Source organism: Cupriavidus sp. 05T41, assembly GCF_056396525.1.
Window position 1 is genome coordinate 54976 of record NZ_JBFTLQ010000009.1, and the last position, 19144, is coordinate 74119.

The window sequence follows — 19144 nt, forward strand, 5'->3', positions numbered from 1 at the left end:
AAGCCTGACCGCCATGACCGCACCCGCAGCCCAAGATTTCCTGCCCTTCGTGAAGCCGGTGATCGACGCCGACGCCATTGCCGAAGTCGGCAAGGTACTGGCCTCGGGCTGGATCACTTCCGGCCCCAAGATGCACGCGTTCGAGGATGCGCTGTCCGCGCTCTTCGGCGGCCGTCCGGTGCGCACCTTCGCCAATGGTTCGGCAACCATGGAGATCGCCTTGCGCGTGGCCGACATTGGCCCCGGCGACGAGGTCATCACCACGCCGATCACCTGGGTGGCGACCGCCAACGTGGTGGTCGCGGTGGGTGCAAAGCCGGTYTTCGTCGATATCGACCCGCGCACGCGCAACCTCGATCTCGACGCCGTGGAAGCCGCCATCACGCCGCGCACGCGCGCCATCATGCCGGTCTACCTGTCGGGCCTGCCGGTCGACATGGACCGCCTCTACGCCATCGCGCGCAAGCATGGCCTGCGCGTGATCGAGGACGCCGCCCAGGCCATCGATTCGCGCTGGCGCGGCCAGCGCATCGGCGCCTTCGGCGACCTGGTCAGCTTCAGCTTCCAGGCCAACAAGAACATCACCAGCGTCGAAGGCGGCTGCCTGGTGATGAACTCGCCCGAAGAAGCCCTGCGTGCCGAGCGCCTGCGCCTGCAAGGCGTGATTCGCACCGGCATGGACGGCATGGATGTCGAAGAACCGGGCGGCAAGTTCAACCTGACCGACGTCAATGCCGCCATCGGCCTGTCGCAGCTGGCACACCTCGACCGTGTCACCGCGCGCCGCGCCGAACTGGCCGAAGCCTATTTCCGCTGCGCCGCCGACGCCGGCCTGGCCGAGCTCGGCATCGAGCTGCCGCTGCCGCGCGACGGCGAACTGGCCACCACCAACTGGCATATGTTCCAGGTGGTGCTGCCGGCCGCGCGCATCGAGGGCGGCCGCACCGCCGTCATGGAAGGCATGCGCGAGCGCGGCGTCGGCACCGGCGTGCACTATCCCGCCCTCCACCTGTTTTCTTACTACCGCTCCCTTGGCTGGCGCGAAGGCATGCTGCCACATGCCGAGCGCATCGGACGGGGCATCGTCACTCTGCCGATGTTCCCTGCCATGCAGTCCGCCGACGTGGAACGGGTCTGCGCAACTCTCAGCGAAACATGCAAACGCCTCCTCAAATAAGCCCCGTCGAGGTTTCCGTCGTCATTCCCGTCTACAACGAGGAAGACGGCCTGCAAGCCCTGTTCGACCGTCTCTACCCGGCGATGGACAGTCTCGCCTGCAGCTACGAGATCATCTTCATCAACGACGGCAGCCGCGACCGCTCGGCGCAGATCCTGGCCAGCCAGTACCGCCTGCGCCCCGACGTCACGCGCGTGGTGCTGTTCAACGGCAACTTTGGCCAGCACATGGCCATCCTGGCCGGCTTCGAGCAGACCCGCGGCAAGATCGTGATCACGCTGGATGCCGACCTGCAGAACCCGCCGGAGGAAATCCCGCGCCTGGTGGCGACCATGCGCGAAGGCCACGACTACGTCGGCACCATCCGCCGCGAGCGTAACGACACGGCGTTCCGCCGCATTGCCTCGCGCGCCATGAATCGTTTGCGCGAGCGCATCACGCGCATCAAGATGACGGACCAGGGCTGCATGCTGCGCGCCTATGACCGCRACRTSGTCGACACSATCAAYGCCTGCCGCGARGTSAAYACCTTCATCCCCGCGCTGGCGTACACGTTCTCCTCCAATCCGGTGGAAATCATGGTGGAGCACGAGCAGCGCCACGCCGGCGAATCCAAGTACTCGCTGTTCCAGCTGATCCGGCTGAACTTCGACCTGGTGACCGGCTTCTCGATCGTGCCGCTGCAATGGTTMTCGGCCATCGGCACCTTGCTCTCGCTGGCTTCGGCCGGGCTGGTGGTGGTGCTGMTGGTACGCCGCTTCCTGCTTGGCGCGGAAGTCCAGGGTGTGTTCACCCTGCTGGCCTTCAACTTTTTCCTGGTGGGCATCATGCTGTTCGGCATCGGCCTGCTGGGCGAGTACATCGGCCGCATCTACCAGGAAGTACGCAACCGCCCGCGCTACCGCATCCAGGCCGTGCTGGAAGGCAACCCCGAACAGCAGAAAATCGCGGAGCCCTCATCGTGCGCGCAGTAGTCTTCGCCTATCACAACGTCGGCGACCGCTGCCTGCGCGTGCTGCATGCGCGCGGCGTGGAAGTGGCGCTGGTCATCACGCACCGCGACCGCGCGGACGAGAACATCTGGTTCCGCCGCGTCGCCGATACCGCCGCCGAGCTCGGCATACCTTTCACCTATGGCGAAGATCCGCGCGACCCCGCGATCGCGCAGGCAGTGGCTGCCGCGCGCCCGGACGCGATCTTCTCCTTCTACTACCGCTCGATGATTCCCGCGGCGGTGCTGGCGCTGGCACCGCGGGGCGCGTTCAACATGCATGGCTCGCTGCTGCCGAAGTACCGCGGCCGCGTGCCGGTGAACTGGGCAGTGCTGCACGGTGAAAGCGAAACCGGCGCGACGCTGCACGCCATGGAAGCCAAGCCGGATGCCGGCTATATCGTCGACCAGACTTCCGTGCCGATCCTGCCGGACGACACCGCGGGCGAAGTCTTCGAGAAGGTGACCGTGGCGGCCGAGCAGACGCTATGGCGTGCCCTGCCCGCCATGATGGCCGGCAATATCGTCCAGTTGCCCAACCGCCTCGCCGAAGGCAGCTATTTTTCCGGCCGCAAGCCGGAGGACGGCCGCATCGACTGGCAGCAAGGCGCCGCCCAGGTCTACAACCTGGTGCGCGCCGTCGCGCCGCCCTATCCCGGCGCCTTCACCGACGTGGGCGGGCGGCGTTTCGTGGTGGCACAGGCGCGCCGCCCGCATGGCAATCCGGCCGCTAGCGCCGGGCTGCCCGCCGGCGCCCGTCCCGGCCTGCACGTGGCAGGCGGACAGATCATCGGCTTGTGCGGCGACGGCGGCACGATCCTGATCCAGGCATTACTCGACGCGGGTGCACCGGCACAAGCCGTTTCGCCCGACGTACTCTCTACATTTCTTACTGCACAATCCAAAGAGGAAAACCGATGAAAAAGGTCCTGATTCTTGGCGTCAACGGCTTCATCGGCCATCACCTGACGCGCCGCATTCTCGAAACCACGCCGTGGGAAGTCTACGGCATGGACATGTCCAGCGATCGCCTGGGCGACCTGATCGATCACCCGCGCATGCACTTCTTCGAAGGTGACATCACCATCAACAAGGAGTGGATCGAGTACAACATCCGCAAGTGCGACGTGGTCCTGCCCCTGGTGGCCATCGCCACCCCGGCCACCTACGTGCGCCAGCCCCTGCGCGTGTTCGAGCTCGACTTCGAAGCCAACCTGCCGATCGTGCGTGCCGCCGTGAAGTACGGCAAGCACCTGGTGTTCCCGTCCACCTCCGAGGTGTACGGCATGTGCCACGACGACGAGTTCGATCCCGAGACCTCCGAGCTGATCTGCGGCCCGATCAACAAGCCGCGCTGGATCTATGCCTGCTCCAAGCAGCTGATGGACCGCGTGATCCACGCCTACGGCATGGAGCAAGGCCTGAACTACACCCTGTTCCGCCCGTTCAACTGGATCGGCGCCGGCCTGGACTCGATCTTCGAATCGAAGGAAGGTTCCTCGCGCGTGGTGACCCAGTTCCTCGGCCATATCGTGCGCGGCGAGCCGATCAAGCTGGTCGACGGCGGCGCGCAGAAACGTGCCTTCGCGGACATCACCGACGGCATCAGCGCCCTGATGCGCATCATCGAGAACCCGGAAGGCGTGGCCACCGGCAAGATCTACAACATCGGCAATCCGGCCAATATCCACTCGGTGCGCGAACTGGCCGAGATGATGCTGAAGATGGCCGCCGACTACCCSGARTACGCCGAATTGGCCAAGCAAACCCAGATCGTGGAAACGTCTTCGGGCGACTTCTACGGCAAGGGCTACCAGGACGTGCAGAACCGCGTGCCGAAGATCGACAACACCATCGAAGAGCTGGGCTGGAAGCCCTCGGTCGGCATGGAAGACGCGCTGCGCGCGATCTTCGAAGCCTACCGCGGCAAGGTGGTGGAAGCGCGTACCCTGGTCGACTCGGCCAACTAAGGCGCGCCCGATGGCCCGTATCGCCCTCAAGGTCGACGTCGACACGCTGCGCGGTACCCGCGAAGGCGTGCCGGCGCTGCTCGCCATGCTGGCCCGCGTGCGGGCCGAGGCGACCTTTCTCTTCAGTCTCGGGCCGGATCACACCGGCTGGGCACTGCGGCGGGTGTTTCGCCCCGGCTTCCTGCAGAAGGTGTCGCGCACCTCGGTGGTCTCCAACTACGGCCTGCGCACGCTGATGTACGGCGTGCTGCTGCCCGGCCCCGACATTGGCCGCAAGGGCGCCGCCGAGATGCGCGCGGCGCGCGCGGCCGGCCATGAGTGCGGCATCCATACCTGGGACCACGTCTACTGGCAGGACAATGTGCGCGGGCGCGATGCCGCCTGGACCCGGCGCCAGATGCAGAGCGCCTTCGACCGCTACGTGGATATCTTCGGCGAGGCGCCGCCCACCCACGGCGCGGCGGGCTGGCAGATGAACGACGAGGCCTTCCGCCAGATCGACGACTGGGGCATGGTCTATGCGTCCGATGGACGCGGGACCGCGCCCTACATTCCGACCGTCGACGGCGTGGCGTGCCGCCACGTGCAGATGCCGACCACGCTGCCCACGCTCGACGAGCTGATCGGCACGGATGGCCTGACCGAGGACAATGTCCACACCGCTGTCCTGCGCCTGAGCGAAGGCGAGCGCGATCATGTCTTCACGCTGCATACCGAGCTGGAAGGCGGCAAGCTGGCGCCGGTGTTCAACCGGCTGCTGGACGGCTGGCGCGCGCAGGGCCACGAGCTGGTATCGATGGCCACCTTTTACCGCCACCTGGACCGCTCGGCCCTGCCGCAGGCCCCGGTGACCTGGGGCGCCATCGAAGGCCGCAGCGGCGAGCTGATCATCCAGCCCTGAGCCGCACCGGAATGACTGCCGCGCCCCCTTTCCCGGGGGCGCGGTCGTTTTATCCCCGCCCCGCCTTGGCCAGGCGCAGGCCGTTGAACACCACCAGCAGGCTCGCGCCCATGTCGGCGAACACCGCCATCCACATGGTGCCCAGGCCGAGCGCGGTCAGCACGAGGAAAACCGCCTTGATGCCGAGCGCCAGCACGATGTTCTGCTTCAGGATCGCCGAGGTACGCCGCGACAGGCGGATGAAGGCGGGGATCTTGCGCAGATCGTCGTCCATCAGCGCCACGTCCGCGGTTTCGATGGCGGTGTCGGTGCCGGCCGCGCCCATGGCGAAGCCGATATCCGCGCGCGCCAGCGCGGGCGCGTCGTTGACGCCGTCGCCCACCATGCCCACCACCACGCGCTTGCCGCTGCCGGCCGYGCGCGCCTGCCCTTCGCCACCTTTCACGCTCAGCGCGGCGATKGCATCCGCCTTGTCCTGCGGCAACTGGTTGCCGCGCGCCTCGTCGATCTGCACCTGCCCGGCGATGGCCTGCGCCGTGTGCGGGTTGTCGCCCGACAGCATCAGCGTGCGCACGCCCAGCGCATGCAGCTCGGCCACTGCCTGGCGGCTGCTCTCCTTGACCGTGTCGGCCACGCCGAACAGGGCCTCGACACCGTGATCGGCACCGAGCAGCACCACCGTCTTGCCCTGCCGCTCCAGCGCTTCCAGCGTGGCCTCGAGTTCGGGCGAGCACAGCCCGCGCTCATGGATCAGGCGGTGGTTGCCGAGATAGTAGGCGCGGCCGTTGACGGTGCCGCTCACGCCGTAGCCGGGCAGCGCCGCGAAGTCCCGCACATCGAGCAGCGCGATGCCTGCGGCGCKCGCGGCGCTGGCCACCGCCATCGACACTGGGTGGTCCGAGCGGCCCGCGAGGCTGGCCGCGACCACGCGGGCCGCGTCGCTCGCCGCGGCGCCACCCGCGACGACTTCGCCCAGCGGCAGGTAGTCGGTCTGCACCGGCTTGCCGTGCGTGATGGTGCCCGTCTTGTCCAGCGCCAGCCACGCTAGATCCTTGCCCTGTTCGAGATAGACCCCGCCCTTGACCAGGATGCCGCGCCGCGCCGCCGCAGCCAGTCCACTGACAATGGTCACCGGCGTCGAGATCACCAGCGCGCACGGGCAGGCGATCACCAGCAGCACCAGGGCCTTGTAGATCCACGCGCTCCAGTCGCCGCCCTGCGCCAGCGGCGGGACCACCGCCACCAGCACCGCGCCGAGGAAGACCAGCGGCGTGTACACGCGGGCAAAGCGGTCGACAAAGCGCTGCGTGGGAGCGCGGCTGCCCTGCGCGGCCTCGACCGCGTGGATGATGCGCGCGAGCGTGGAGCCGCTGGCGGCCGCGGTCACTTCGTATTCCAACTCGCCGGCCTGGTTGATGGTGCCGGCGAACAGCGCATCGCCCACGCCCTTGTCCACCGGCACGCTCTCGCCTGTGATCGGCGCCTGGTCCAGCGTGGACTGGCCGCGCAGCACCCGGCCATCCAGCGCCACGCGCTCGCCCGGGCGCAGCCGCACCAGCGCGCCGATGGACACCGCGCGCGCATCGACCGCCTGCCAGCTGCCGTCCGCCTGCTTTACCGTGGCCTGCTCGGGCGCCATCGCCATCAGGCCGCGCACCGCATTGCGCGCCCGGTCCAGCGACGCCGCCTCGATGCGTTCTGCCAGCGCGAACAGCACCATCACCATGGCCGCTTCCGGCCACTGCCGGATCAGCATCGCGCCCGTCACGGCGATGCTCATCAGCGCATTGATATTCAGGTTGCCGTTGGACAGCGCGATCCAGCCCTTCTTGTACACGCCGAGGCCGGCGATGGCGACGGCCAGCAGCGCCAGCACCGGTGCCAGCCAGTCCTGCCCCGGCACGTGCAGCCATTCCACCGCTTCCGCGCCCAGCGCCGCTGCGCCGGCAAGCGCCAGCGGCCACCACGGCCTGGCGGCCTGCGGCGCCAGTTCGGCCGCCTGCTCCGACAGCGGCTCGGCCTTCATGCCGAGGCTTTCGATGGCGCGCACCACCGGGTCCAGCGAATCCAGCGTGTGGTGCACCGTCAGCACGCGCTGCATCAGGTTGAACTGCAGCGCGGCTACCCCGGCCATGCCGCCGAGCTTGTTGCGCAGCAGGGTTTCCTCGGTCGGGCAGTCCATCGCATCGATACGATAAGTGGCCATTGCCGCGCCCGCCGGCACCGCCACGGCGGCTGTCGGCGCTACCCCGGACGACGCGCAGGCGCTGCCGCAGCAGGCCGCCTCGCCGGCGTGGTGGTGCTTGTGGTCGTGTTCGTGGTTGTGGTCGTGCCGATGGCCTTGATGGTCATGCGCATGTGGCGCATGCCGGTGCGCATGCTGTTCACCATCCGGTCCATGCCCGTGCTGGTGGTCGTCGCCATCAACGTGTCCATGAACGTGCCCATGAACGTGCCCGTGGTCATGATCATKGTCGTGCGCGTGGTCGTGGCTGCTGCCCTTCCGGTCACGGACGGCGGTTTGGTCTGGCGTTGCGCTAGGCATGGCGGTGTTCCCTGCTTATTGTGGCTTATCGCCATTTAAGACCCTGGAGCGACTACAGGGTCAAGCCCCGTCTACCGGGCCGGGAATGTGCATGCCATGCCGCTTCGGCCACGGGAACCCCCGGCCGTTTCCGGGCTCGAATCACCGGTCCGCGCCTGCAGGCCACCACTGTCGCCATCTCCCGGGAAATGCCTGCTTATCCCCTGCGTACGTCATGGTCAAACCCGCTGCCTATATAATCCGCCACATGCGCCGGTTCCTGATCCTGCTTTTCGCCCTCCTTCTGCCGCTCCAGTTCGCCTGGGCCGGTGCGGCGGCGTATTGCGGCCATGACGGTCAGCACGGCGGCGCCAATGCCGCGGGCGCAAGCTGGCATTTCGGCCACCACAGTCATGCCCACCAGGGCGCGGCTACCGATCAGCACAGCCCCGACGGCCGGGACGCCAAGGACGGCAGCAGCAAGACCAAGCTGCCGGACCTKGATTGCGCGGTCTGCCATTTCGCCGGMGCGCAACTGGTGCTGCCGGACTTTGCCAGCACGGGCTCGCATCCTGGCATGACCATCTCCTACCACGCGCTTGCCGCGTCATTCCTCTCCGCGCCGGGCGCCACGCCCGACCGTCCGCAGTGGTCGCTCGCCGCCTGACCGGCGAGACGACTCCACCCATCTCCAGACTTTCGTCTCGCCGAGMTTCCCTGGTTTCCTTCCGGTGAAATTCGATGAGAACATTTGTGATGCCGCTCGGGCTGGCGGCAGCTTTGCTCGGCCCGGCCGCGTTCGCGCAGGACGCGGCGCCTTCTTCGGACTTTTTGGCGCCTTCTTTGGCGCATTCTCCTGCGCCTTCGTCTGCCTCCTCTTCCACGCAGGCTGCCGCATCTTCCGCTGAGCCAGCCGGCGCGCTGACATTGGAAGATGCCCTGGCCCTGGCGGCCGAGCGCAACTTCACGCTCTCCGCCGCTGGCCATGAACTGGCTGCCACGGAAGGTGGCATCGCCCAGGCGCGGGTGATCCCCAACCCCGAAGTGGCGGTCCTGTTCGAGKACAACCGCCGCGACACGCGCACCACCACCGCGCAGATCAACCTGCCCATCGAACTGGGCGGCAAGCGGGCCGCGCGCATCGGCGCCGCGCAGAAGGCACGCGAACTGGCCCAGTCCCAGCTTGGCGTGACGCGCACCGACCTGCGCGCCAGCGTGATCGGGAGCTTCTTCGGCGTGGTCATCGCGCAGGAACGGCTCAGGCTGGCGCTCGGTTCGGCCGAAATTGCCGCCAAAGGGGCGCAGGCCGCGGCACGCCGCGTGGCCGCCGGCAAGATCGCGCCGCTGGAAGAAAGCAAGGCGCGCGTCGAGCAAGCCAATGCCGGACTCGAGGTGGCCGACGCCGAAGCGGMTCTGGCCACGGCTCGCCTGTCGCTGGCCAGCCTGTGGGGCAGCGGCGAAGCCCGTTTCAGCGAAGCCGCCGGCAACCTCGATGCCCTGCCCGCGCGCCCTGACGGCGCCATCCTGATGCAGGCGCTCGACGCCGCGCCCGAACTGGCAAGCAGCCGGCTTGAACTGGAGCGGCGCCAGGCCGTGATCGGCGTGGAGCGCAGCCGCCAGTATCCGGACCTGACCGTCAGCCTTGGCAGCAAGCGCGACAACGCCTCGGATCGCGGCACCATGCCGGTGCTCGGCGTGGCGCTGCCGTTGCCGCTGTTCGACCGCAACCAGGGCAACCTGTACGCCGCCATGCGTCAGGCCGACAAGGCCGCGGACGAGTACCGCGCCACGCAGGTGCGGCTGTCCAGGGAACTGCAGCAGGCCGCGCAGCAACTGACCGTGTCGCGCACCTCGGCCGAAACGCTCAGGAGCACGGTGCTGCCTGCCGCCCGGCAAGCATTCGATGCAGCTGTGAACGAACAATAGAGTTTKACACAATGCACCCAATAAAATCAGACACCTAGCGACGCACGTGATCGCACTCCAGCGAAATAGAGTTTGACACAAACACAACTCAACTCGATTCGGGCAGAGATCTTGCAACAAAAGAGTTTGACACAACCTCTTGGGCATTTCGCGCCACAACGGCAGACACCGAGCGCCCCTACTTGCATAGACACGTCTGATCAGCTGCTTCCCGGCCAGGTCGCGCCCATGTCGGGTGACAGCTCCCGACCCGTGACTCGGCCATTCGACGATGTGAGGCCGAATGGCCGAGTTCGGCCGAGAAGCGGACGTCAGCTTTGCAGAAACGAACGTGGACTTTAAGATGACACTTCGCTCCAATTTGTTGCAACAGGGCGGGGGCGAAGCGGGGCAGGCGTTCGACACGCTGTTCAACAAGCGTAACCACCGTCAACAGCGCGGGCGTAGGCAGGCCGCATCTTCAAGCGAAGAAGCTGGCCGCCGACTCAGGCCACGGATATTCGATTCGCCCGACGAGTGGCTTGGCCTTGCCAAAGCAGCAACACTGCACTAACCAGCGTAAGCACGGCACAGCCCAGGGCCATGAGCCAGAAAGAGTTCCAAAGCAGCGGGGCCAGCACGCCGGCAATCAAGGCCATGCCTGTGTATTGCAAAAGCATCTGGCAAGATGCAGCCAGGCCCGCGTTCTCAGGAAATGGCTGCAGCGCATGGCCGATGAGCAGCGGCATGGACAAGGCAACCATAAAGGCATAAGCGCCCAATGGCACCAGGTGAACCAGCCCGGGTGCGATAAACAGGGCCAAGGCCACATTAAGAAGATTGACTCCCAGAAAGCCGAAGTAGGCCAGGCGCACCGTGCGCTGCGTGCCCCATCGCTGAAGCAGGATTGGCAGGCAGACMAAGCCCGCAATCAGACCCAGCACCATCGGCACATATACAACGTAGACCTCGGTCGCAGGGCGTCCCAGGAGATGGACGACATACTGTGGAGCGGCTGCGACGTACAGGAACATCGCCATCCAGTTGCACGCATGGGCCACGGTCAGGCGCATGAACCAGGCCGAGCCCATCACAACGCGGTAGCCGCGCCACAGCGTGGCGACGCGCATCGGCTGACKGCGGCTATGCGGCAGGGTTTCCGGCAGCAGCCGACGGTAGACCACCAGCATCAGCGCGGCCACCAGGGCAAGGAAGGCAAAGACTGCGCGCCAGCCCCATACGAAGGTCAGCCATCCCCCCAGCATGGGTACTAGGGTGGGGCCCAGGCACTGGACAATGCTGGTCCGCGCGATCATTTTTTGAGCAGCAATGCCGGAATACATATCGCGGATGATTGCGCGGCACAGAATCGTTCCGATGCCGGCTGCCAGGCCTTGCACAGTGCGCAGCACCCAGAGCTCCTCAATGCGCGTTACCTTTAAGCACAGCATCGAAGACAGCAGCAGCACCACCAGCACGAAGCTCAGGGGCCTTCGCCTGCCGTAGGCATCTGAAATGACGCCATGCCACAGGCACATGAAAGCATTGGCGACAAAAAAGAGCGACACCGTTTGCTGCACGGCGGTAGCCKATATGCGCAGGTCCTGCTGAATCGCCGTAAGGGTAGGAAACAGGATGTCAGACCAAAGCGACACCAGAATACCCAGAAGCCCCAGCAAGGGCAGTGCTTGCATGGGGCTCAATGGTGGCTTTGTGTCGGCTATGTGTTGCATAAGTGACGGGGGTAATGAATATGTTTGGGATCCTGACTGCTCATTGTCCGCATTGCTCACCAGACCCCGTGCCGATGGTGGCTGCCAGGCTTGTCCTCGGCTAATCAGGTTCGCTCGAAAACGGCGCGATTCCCCGGCCGCCCCCATCGTAACAAGTGCATACCGACCCTGGACTTGATGCAGCTCATGCCCGGCCGTGACGGCATCTAGCGCCCCTGGTGCCGATCGGATGATTCAATGAGATGCCGAAGCCGGTGAGATTGTCCTGCTGCATTCCGCCGGCTCCATAAGGAAGTCGCGGAAGCGCTCTCGCAACTGATTCTTCAGAATCTTCCCTGTGGCACCCAGCGGGATCTTGTCGATGAAAACCACATCGTCCGGCGTCCACCACTTCGCGATCTTCCCTTCGTAGAAGCCAAGCAACTGCTCGCGGGAAAGCTCGCTTCCTGTTTTCCTGACCACGATGAGCAACGGCCGCTCATCCCACTTCGGGTGGCGCGCTGCGATGCACGCTGCCATGGATACCGCAGGGTGAGCCATGGCTATGTTCTCGAGGTCGATGGAGCCAATCCACTCGCCCCCAGACTTGATGACGTCCTTGCTGCGATCGGTGATTTGCATGAAGCCATCGGCATCGATGGTCGCCACATCGCCGGTCGGGAACCATGCCTGCCCTTCGTGATCCACCTGCAGCGGACCGTCCCCCTCGTTCCTGAAGTAGTCGCGCACCACCCATGGCCCACGCACCCACAAGTCACCGGAAGTCGCGCCGTCCCAGGGCAACTCCATGCCGTCAGCGCCAACGATCTTCATGTCGACGCCAAACACTGCACGGCCTTGCTTGGATTGCACGGCATAACGCTTCTCCTGGGACATCTCAAAGTGCTTGGCCTTCATGCTGCCGACGGTTCCGATCGGGCTCAGTTCAGTCATCCCCCAGGCGTGCAATACCGCTACGCCGTAGGTTTCCTGGAACTTGCGCAACATGGCCGGAGTACAGGCCGCACCACCAATGATGGTGCGTCTCATGCTCGAGAATTGCTGGCCTGTTTCCTCAAGATGGCCAAGCAGGCCTTGCCAGACAGTCGGAACGCCGGCGGAGAGCGTAACCTGCTCGGCTTCGAGCAGTTCATATAGCGACTTGCCGTCCAAGGCCGGTCCGGGGAATACAAGTTTGGCGCCGACCATGCACGCGATGTACGGAAGTCCCCAGGCATTGACATGGAACATCGGCACAACTGGCAGGATCACGTCGCGCGCCGAACAGTTCAGCGCATCAGGCAGCGCGGCCGCATAGGTGTGCAGCAGCGATGAGCGATGGCTGTACAGGGCCCCTTTCGGGTTGCCCGTCGTGCCAGAGGTGTAGCAGAGCGTACTGGCGGCGTCCTCGTCGAGGATCGGCCAAGCGTAGTCGGACGAGCCCTGCTGGACCAAATCTTCATAGCACAGCAGATTGTCAATGCCGGCGTCCTTCGGCATGTGGGCGCGATCGGTCATGGCGACGAACGCCTTGACCGTCTCGCAGCGGCCGGCGACGGCCTTGATCAGCGGCAGGAAGGTCAGGTCGAAAAAGATGTACTGGTCTTCGGCGTGATTCGCGATGTAGGCGACCTGGTCTTCATGCAGGCGAGGGTTGATGGTATGCAGAATGGCACCCATGCCGGAGACGCCGTAGTACAACTCCAGGTGGCGATAGCCATTCCATGCCAGCGTGCCGATCCGATCGGAGGGCTTGACACCGAGGCTGGTCAGCGCGCTGGCCATCTGGCGCGCGCGACGGTGGCAGTCACGGAAGGTGTAGCGATGGATATCGCCCTCCACCCGCCGGGACACGATCTCCGTATCGCCGTGATGGCGGTCGGCATGCACAATGAGTGAGGAGATCAACAACTGCTTTTGCATCATCAAGCCATTCATGGCATCGTTCCGTTCGTAATGTCTGCGATCGGGGAGCGAGCAGATGGCCGTACCCCTCTGTCGGGTTCCGCTTCAAGGCGCGAACCGAGACCGTGTGCGTGTTTCCCCTCTCCTGGGTCTTTGCGACAGGTGACGGCTCTGGCGGCGGGAGAGATCGCGATGCGGAATGAGCTGCGTGCTCGGTGCACGCAGCCATCCTATCGGCGCCTATGTACAGCGATGACTCGGCGTGGTGTCGGAGTCTATCGCCGGACCRTCTGTTGCGCCTTGCGGGCGACGCACGKAATGACACGGGGACCCGAGGGGATTTCGGGCGTCCCCGTGAAATCCAGATCAGTTGAAGGCCGTGAGGTCCTTCGGCTTGATGTCATGCTGCTCGCAATAGGCAAGATAGCGCTGCAGCGCGGTCTTCCAGTTTTCGAGGGCGACGATGTTGTTGTTCTCGTCGAGGAACGCGAGATCGCCGGTCATCTGCACCAGTACGACCATATATCCGTCTCCGCCTTCCGTGACGACTTCAGGCGTGTGGGTGGAGGCGGCGGTCTCGTACACGACGCTGCCGGGCCCGGCGACCCAGTCGTGCTCCTTGTATTTCCACTTGCCTTCKATTGTGTAGACCATGACCGTACCGGTGTGGTGGTGCCTKGGCAATTGCATGTCGAGCGGCGCCTTCATCAGTACGATGATTTCACCCCGGATCGGGTCAAGCTTKAAATACTTCATCAGGACGTTTTCTGCATACGGGGTAAAAGGTACCCACGGCAGCGATTCGCCATCGATGACTGCGGTGTCGACGTGTTMGTAGAGCATAGTTGTCTCCATTGGTTTGCTTATGGTCTTGAGGTCAAAACTTGGTGAACTGACAGGGCTGCCCGTCTCTGATGGGCGGATGCCMTGAATTCACCAGAGGGAACCGCTCGGCTCAGGCCAGCGGGGTGCCCGCGAGGGTGGCGCGCAGCATCTTTCTTGGCGCATTGCCGTAGTCCGCCACTGCGTAGTGCTGAACCTGCAGGTTGTCCCACATGGCAACCGTGTTGGTTCTCCACTTCAGACGTACCTGGTATTCCGGAATCGCGGCCTGAGAGGTCAGATAGTTCATCAGATGATGAGCTTCCGGCATGAAGTCCTGGCCGTAGCGGATGTCCTCGAAGTTGAGGAAATTCGAGAAATGGGTCGTGAGCAACGAGTTGACGAACAACACCTTTTCGCCCGTCTCAGGATGGGTGAGCACCACCGGGTGCTCGACGGCGGGGCTCTTCGCGGCCATCGCGAGACGTTCTTCGATCGGCATCTGGGCGCCAAAGCTGTGCTCGGCACTGTGCTTGGCGTACAGGCCAGCGATCCGTTGCTTGATGGTGTCGGGCAGTTTTGCATAGGCCATCGCCATGTTGGACCACATGGTGTCGCCGCCGGTGTCCGGACMAAGTTCGCAGCGCAACACCGCGCCGCGGGCCGGCACCTTCTTGTAGGTGAGATCGGCATGCCAGGCGTTTTCGCGGCTGGCCTTTTCGACGAAGCCCTTGGGCTTGCTCGGGTCGAGATTGCGGTACAGCATCAGCAGCTTGTCCGCCTCCGGATGGCTCGGAGCGAAGGGATGGGCTTCCAGTTCGCCGAATTGTGCGGCGAAGTTCTGTTGCTCCATCGGCGAGATGTTCTGATCCCGAAAGAACAGGACTTTATGCTTGAGCCATAGCGCCCGGATTTCGGCAATGGCGTCAGGATCCAGCGCGGCATCCGCCAGGCTGATATTGCTGAGATCGGCGCCGATGGCAGGCGTGCAAAGCTCCACCTTGATGGAATGCCGCCGCACCGATGGCCGGATAATGGCCGGTGCCATGGGCTTGGCGTTTGAAGTCGTGTCTTGAGTTACGGCGCTTGCTGTCATTGAATGTTGTCTCCAGTCTGTGCTTGTGCGRCGGCGTGCGTATGCGCGTCCKGCAGATGTAGCTGGCCCCTGTMAACAGGGCAGGGGCATCGTTTCGTCGCTGCCACGGGATTCATAATAGAGAATACGGCCGCAACGCCATAGGCATTGCAGGACAATTTCTAGGCAAATTGGGACACGAGGCCGAACCGCTTAGCTGGAAGCGGGTAGCGACAACGCTCTCGTGCAGTCAGGGCGACAATGCCGGCGATCGTGGCATCGGGTGGGGAACGCCAGGAACGTGTAGGGCGCGGCTGGTTCAGGCAGTGCGGCCGGCCGGATGACGCAGGGGCGCGCGAGCCGGCCCCGAAGCTGCCTGCTTACTTATGTGAGAGCGGTCCGGCTGCCGCCTTGCTCGGCCGGTAGTGGGCGGTCCACTCCGAGGGTGTCTTGCCAAACTGGCCGCGGAACCAGCGCGAAAAATCACTGGCAGAGGCAAAGCCGAGAAGTTCGGCAACTTCATACAGCTTGCGCTTGCTGTTGGCCAGATACTCCTTGGCGAGTTCAGCGCGTACCGCATTGATGATCGTTGCGACACTTTCACCCTCCGCTGCGAGATGCCGGTTCAGGGTGCGTCGATGCATGCCAAGATGCTGGGCAACCCGATCGACGGAACACAGTCCGCTTGGCAGCAGCATCCTGACGATCTGGCGCGCCCGCTGCACCGGCTCGTCGCGCAGGCTGGCCAACTGCACGTCCAGCCATCGCTTCACCTCGCGATTCAGCGTCGGGTCTGCTGCAGGGATGGGCAGATCCAGATMGCGCCCGCAGCAGACGATGGCATTGCATTCCTGGGAAAACTCGATCGCCGTGCCCAGCACGCGCCGGTGCACTGCAAGGCTGGCGGGCCGCTCGTGGGTGAAACTGATCCTTKCCGGCCGGAAGGTATTGCGGGTCAGCATGCGAAACATCCGCAATGCAATACCGGTCGACATTTCGATAGCCTGGCGCCAGGCACCATGACCCTGCATATTCACGCCCACATGCAGCCGAACGACGTCGCCTGCGTCGTCAAGCCGCAATTGCACGCCGGCGTTGTGCAGTCGCATATAGCGGACGCAAGACTGCATGGCTGCGCGCAGCGTTGGCTCTTCGCGGATCGCCAGCGCCAGCATGCCCAGGTTGGCCAGGCTTCTCGTTTCCGCGAGCAACAGTCCGAAGGCCTCCTGGCCAGACAGCCGGGCCGACTCCTCCAGCAGCCATCCCACCGAATCGGCACTAATCATCACATTCGGATCGTCGAGGACCTTGGCCGGCAGCTTGGCCATGCGCAGCATACGAAAGGGATCAAGCCCCACGGAGCGCGCCACGTGCTCATAGTCGGTAAGGCTGGCACTTCGCGTCAGGGTATTCATGTACCTGTCCCAATTTCACAAGGTTATGTCCTGACAAGGTTAGCGCAGATCAGCCTATCAGGACTACCTTAGAGGMCGAGATCTTGAAAAGATGGAGGTAGACAATGGACGCAAGCGCTGTAACGCACATCGGACGGACGGAGGCCGCATTCAGGCAAGTGGACGCCGACGACCCCGAAGCATTTAACCACTGCTTTGCCGACGTCAACGGCATACGCATGCATTACATCGACGAGGGGCGGGGCCCCCTCGTCATTCTGCTGCATGGCTTTCCCTACCTGTGGTACATGTGGCGGCGTCAGATCCCGGCGTTGGCCGCGGCCGGCTTTCGGGTCGTCGTCCCCGATCAACGGGGATTTGGGCAAACCGATCGGCCAGATGCCATTGAAGCCTACGACATGAGTCAGGCAGTCGGCGACATGGTTGGCTTGATGGCGGCCCTGGGTGAAACGTCCGCGGTGATCATCGGACACGACCTGGGCGCATGGGTGGCTCAGGCGGCGGCCATGCTGCGGCCCGACCTGTTCCGCGGCCTCGTGATGCTGAATACGCCGGTGCCACCGCGCGGCAAGGTCAGACCGACCGTCGGCTTGCGGGAAATGGCAAAAGGCAGGGTGTATCACCACCTGTACTTCCAACAGATCGGCAAGCCGGATCGCGAGTTGGCCTGCGATCCGGGMAAGACCTTGCGCAGCATCTTCTACTCGGTTTCCGGCAGCGCCGTCGGCGCCGAACGCTGGCGCCTGTTCGTCGAACCCGGTGAGCCCATTCTCAACGCCTTCACTGAGCCGAAGGAGTTCCCGTCGTGGTTGAGCGCACGGGCAATCKACTACTACGTCGATGAATACACGCGCACAGGCTTTACCGGTGCCCTGAACTACTACCGCTGCCGCGACCGGAACTGGGAAATCACGGCGTTCCTGGACGGCGCGGTGGTGCGCCAGCCTAGCCTGTTCATCGGTGGCGCTGCCGATCCTTCCCTCGAACCGGTCGAAATCCGYGGTCTCTACGATCGCCTCGAGGCCTACCTACCCGGACTGCAGAAGAAGGTGATKCTCCCCGGCGTGGGCCATGCCGCGGCAGAAGAACGCGTTGATCAAGTCAACGAATTGCTGCTGGAATTTCTCGGGCAGTTCGGGGGTTAGCGTCCACGTGGTTCGGCTGCGACGTTCGGACCGGACGTCCAGCGACATGGCGGCTTGAGCAGAGGGCAAGTTTCACTTTCCCTGAGAGCCCGCGTAGGGTGAATCTAGCGGCTATGGTAGAGCCAGGCGTTCGCCGCCGCGGACACCAGAAGCAAAGAGAAAGCTGCGCACTGATGATATTAGCAGCAGCAAAGATTGGAGACAAAACTGTGGCACTGACTATTCAAGAAACTGCATGCTCTGACGGTGCGCAGCCGCGATCCATTCGCGGCTATGCATGGGTCATTTTTGCGCTGACATTCGGACTGCTTTTGTCCGACTATATGTCGCGGCAGGTGCTCAACGCCGTCTTTCCGCAAATAAAGGCGGAGTGGGGTCTGTCCGACACTCAGCTMGGGGCGCTCAGCGGCATTGTCTCGCTGGCTGTTGGCATCCTGGCGTTCCCACTCTMGCTTGCGGCCGACCGATGGGGTCGTGTACGCAGCGTGACCACCATGGCGGCGATCTGGAGCATCGCGACCTTGCTCTGCGGCTTGTCGCCCAACTATTACACGTTGCTATCAGCGCGCTTTCTGGTCGGTGTCGGCGAAGCCGCTTACGCCAGCGTTGGCGTGGCCATCCTCATCAGCATGTTTCCGCCCCGGTACACCTCCACGGTAGCTGGTGCATTTATGGCCGGCAGCATGGTCGGCTCGGTAATGGGGATCGGGCTCGGCGGTTCACTGGCAAGCCAGTTCGGCTGGCGGAGTGCGTTCGTTGGCATGGCGATCTTTGGCATCGTGCTGACCCTGCTCTATATGATCGTGGCCAAGTCGTCGCGGATCGAAGGGGAGCAAGGTCAATCAACCGGCAGTGGACAAACCGAATCGCTAGCCACCGTCCGCGTCAGGCATGTGCTGAGGGACCTGTTCTCCTCCCCGGTGTTGATCTGCGTCTATATCGGCAGCGGGCTGCAGCTATTCATCAATGGTGGCCTGCTTGCCTGGCTGCCGAGCTTCCTGAATCGCGTCTATGACATGCCACTGAGCCGGGCGGGCGGCGTCGCCGCGGTCTTTGTCCTTTGCGGCGCATGTGGCATGCCCTTGTGCGGCGCACTGTCCGATCGCCTGGGACGTGGTTCGCCACGACGGAAAATCCTCTTGGCGATCAGCTATAACCTGGCCTGCGGAGCATTGCTGTTCGCGGCATTTCAGTTGCCTGCCGGTTCCGCTCAACTTACGCTCATCGCATCGGCGATGTTCTTCAGCGCTGGCATTATTGGCCCGACCGGCGCGATGGTTGCGAATCTGACGCCCAAGGCGATTCACAGTACCGCCATGGCAACGCTTGCCTTAGCCTACAACATTCTTGGGCTGGCGCCAGGTTCCTTTGTGACGGGAGCATTGGCCGACCGACTGGGTCTGGCGTCCGCTTTGCAACTATTGCCACTCGCCAGTGTCGCGTCCGCTGTCGTCTTGCTGATTGGCGTGCGTCATCTGCGTGGAGAGCGATGACACAAGGCTGCCGACATTCCTATTGACGCTTGGCAGTTTCAGGACAACGGTAATAGTCGTCACCATGAAAAGTGGTGATCCAGTTACGTTCAAAGAAGCTGGATTTCCG

Annotated in this window: 16 protein-coding genes; 10 read left to right on the forward strand and 6 right to left on the reverse strand. The window is 64.0% G+C overall.

Features of this window, described 5'->3' with window-relative positions:
* Positions 1 to 13: 13 nt before the first annotated feature.
* From AC1DKV_RS07605 to AC1DKV_RS07625, 5 genes are read left to right on the forward strand one after another with little or no spacing between them, the layout of a single operon-like run.
* On the forward strand, positions 14 to 1177 hold the full coding sequence (locus AC1DKV_RS07605) for a DegT/DnrJ/EryC1/StrS family aminotransferase (RefSeq protein ID WP_441616943.1): 1164 nt from the start codon (positions 14 to 16) through the stop codon (positions 1175 to 1177).
* Positions 1156 to 2151, forward strand: coding sequence for a glycosyltransferase (locus AC1DKV_RS07610; RefSeq protein ID WP_477137539.1), 996 nt, complete (start codon positions 1156 to 1158; stop codon positions 2149 to 2151). Before AC1DKV_RS07605 ends, AC1DKV_RS07610 begins: the two co-directional genes overlap by 22 nt.
* Positions 2139 to 3089, forward strand: coding sequence for a formyltransferase (locus AC1DKV_RS07615; protein WP_441616947.1), 951 nt, complete (start codon positions 2139 to 2141; stop codon positions 3087 to 3089). The genes AC1DKV_RS07610 and AC1DKV_RS07615 overlap by 13 nt, the downstream gene beginning before the upstream one ends.
* Positions 3086 to 4138, forward strand: coding sequence for a bifunctional UDP-4-keto-pentose/UDP-xylose synthase (locus tag AC1DKV_RS07620; RefSeq protein WP_441616949.1), 1053 nt, complete (start codon positions 3086 to 3088; stop codon positions 4136 to 4138). Before AC1DKV_RS07615 ends, AC1DKV_RS07620 begins: the two co-directional genes overlap by 4 nt.
* Before the next feature lie 10 nt (positions 4139 to 4148).
* The gene (locus AC1DKV_RS07625) at positions 4149 to 5039 is read left to right on the forward strand and encodes a polysaccharide deacetylase family protein (protein ID WP_441616951.1); all 891 of its coding nucleotides are present in this window, start codon (positions 4149 to 4151) and stop codon (positions 5037 to 5039) included.
* A gap of 49 nt (positions 5040 to 5088) precedes the next feature.
* Here AC1DKV_RS07625 and AC1DKV_RS07630 read toward each other — a convergent pair whose 3' ends face one another.
* Complete coding sequence (locus AC1DKV_RS07630) at positions 5089 to 7245, reverse strand: heavy metal translocating P-type ATPase (RefSeq protein WP_477137540.1); 2157 nt, start codon at positions 7243 to 7245, stop codon at positions 5089 to 5091.
* Between the two features lie 87 nt (positions 7246 to 7332).
* Here AC1DKV_RS07630 and AC1DKV_RS07635 point away from each other — a divergent pair, with 87 nt between their 5' ends.
* The 3 genes from AC1DKV_RS07635 to AC1DKV_RS07645 all read left to right on the forward strand — a co-directional run bounded on the left by AC1DKV_RS07635 (position 7333) and on the right by AC1DKV_RS07645 (position 9489).
* The gene (locus AC1DKV_RS07635; RefSeq protein WP_477137541.1) at positions 7333 to 7623 is read left to right on the forward strand and encodes a hypothetical protein; all 291 of its coding nucleotides are present in this window, start codon (positions 7333 to 7335) and stop codon (positions 7621 to 7623) included.
* A 175-nt stretch (positions 7624 to 7798) separates the two neighbouring features.
* The gene (gene czcI, locus AC1DKV_RS07640) at positions 7799 to 8230 is read left to right on the forward strand and encodes a cation efflux protein, CzcI family (protein ID WP_441616955.1); all 432 of its coding nucleotides are present in this window, start codon (positions 7799 to 7801) and stop codon (positions 8228 to 8230) included.
* A gap of 260 nt (positions 8231 to 8490) precedes the next feature.
* A complete protein-coding gene (locus AC1DKV_RS07645; RefSeq protein WP_477137542.1) occupies positions 8491 to 9489 on the forward strand; it encodes a TolC family protein in 999 nt (332 codons plus the stop codon).
* Between the two features lie 485 nt (positions 9490 to 9974).
* Here the strand turns inward: AC1DKV_RS07645 and AC1DKV_RS07650 are convergent, their stop codons facing one another.
* From AC1DKV_RS07650 to AC1DKV_RS07670, 5 genes are all read right to left on the reverse strand, one after another.
* Positions 9975 to 11162, reverse strand: a complete 1188-nt coding sequence (locus tag AC1DKV_RS07650) for an MFS transporter (protein ID WP_477137543.1) — start codon at positions 11160 to 11162, stop codon at positions 9975 to 9977.
* Between the two features lie 273 nt (positions 11163 to 11435).
* Positions 11436 to 13118 (reverse strand): 3-(methylthio)propionyl-CoA ligase, encoded by a 1683-nt coding sequence (locus tag AC1DKV_RS07655; protein ID WP_477103822.1) that lies wholly within the window; start codon positions 13116 to 13118, stop codon positions 11436 to 11438.
* 333 nt (positions 13119 to 13451) lie between these two features.
* Entirely contained in the window at positions 13452 to 13928 is a 477-nt protein-coding gene (locus tag AC1DKV_RS07660) for a 2,4'-dihydroxyacetophenone dioxygenase family protein (RefSeq protein WP_477137544.1), read from the reverse strand.
* Between the two features lie 112 nt (positions 13929 to 14040).
* Positions 14041 to 15003: a TauD/TfdA dioxygenase family protein gene (locus AC1DKV_RS07665; protein WP_477137545.1), complete on the reverse strand. Its 963-nt coding sequence runs from the start codon at positions 15001 to 15003 to the stop codon at positions 14041 to 14043.
* A 359-nt stretch (positions 15004 to 15362) separates the two neighbouring features.
* Positions 15363 to 16397 (reverse strand): AraC family transcriptional regulator, encoded by a 1035-nt coding sequence (locus AC1DKV_RS07670; protein WP_477137546.1) that lies wholly within the window; start codon positions 16395 to 16397, stop codon positions 15363 to 15365.
* 158 nt (positions 16398 to 16555) lie between these two features.
* On the opposite strand from AC1DKV_RS07670, the gene AC1DKV_RS07675 reads away from it, so the two are divergent.
* Positions 16556 to 17542, forward strand: coding sequence for an alpha/beta fold hydrolase (locus tag AC1DKV_RS07675; protein WP_477137547.1), 987 nt, complete (start codon positions 16556 to 16558; stop codon positions 17540 to 17542).
* 209 nt (positions 17543 to 17751) lie between these two features.
* Positions 17752 to 19035 carry an MFS transporter gene (locus tag AC1DKV_RS07680; RefSeq protein WP_477137548.1) on the forward strand — a complete coding sequence of 428 codons (1284 nt, stop codon included), beginning with the start codon at positions 17752 to 17754 and terminating at the stop codon, positions 19033 to 19035.
* Positions 19036 to 19144 lie beyond the last annotated feature (109 nt).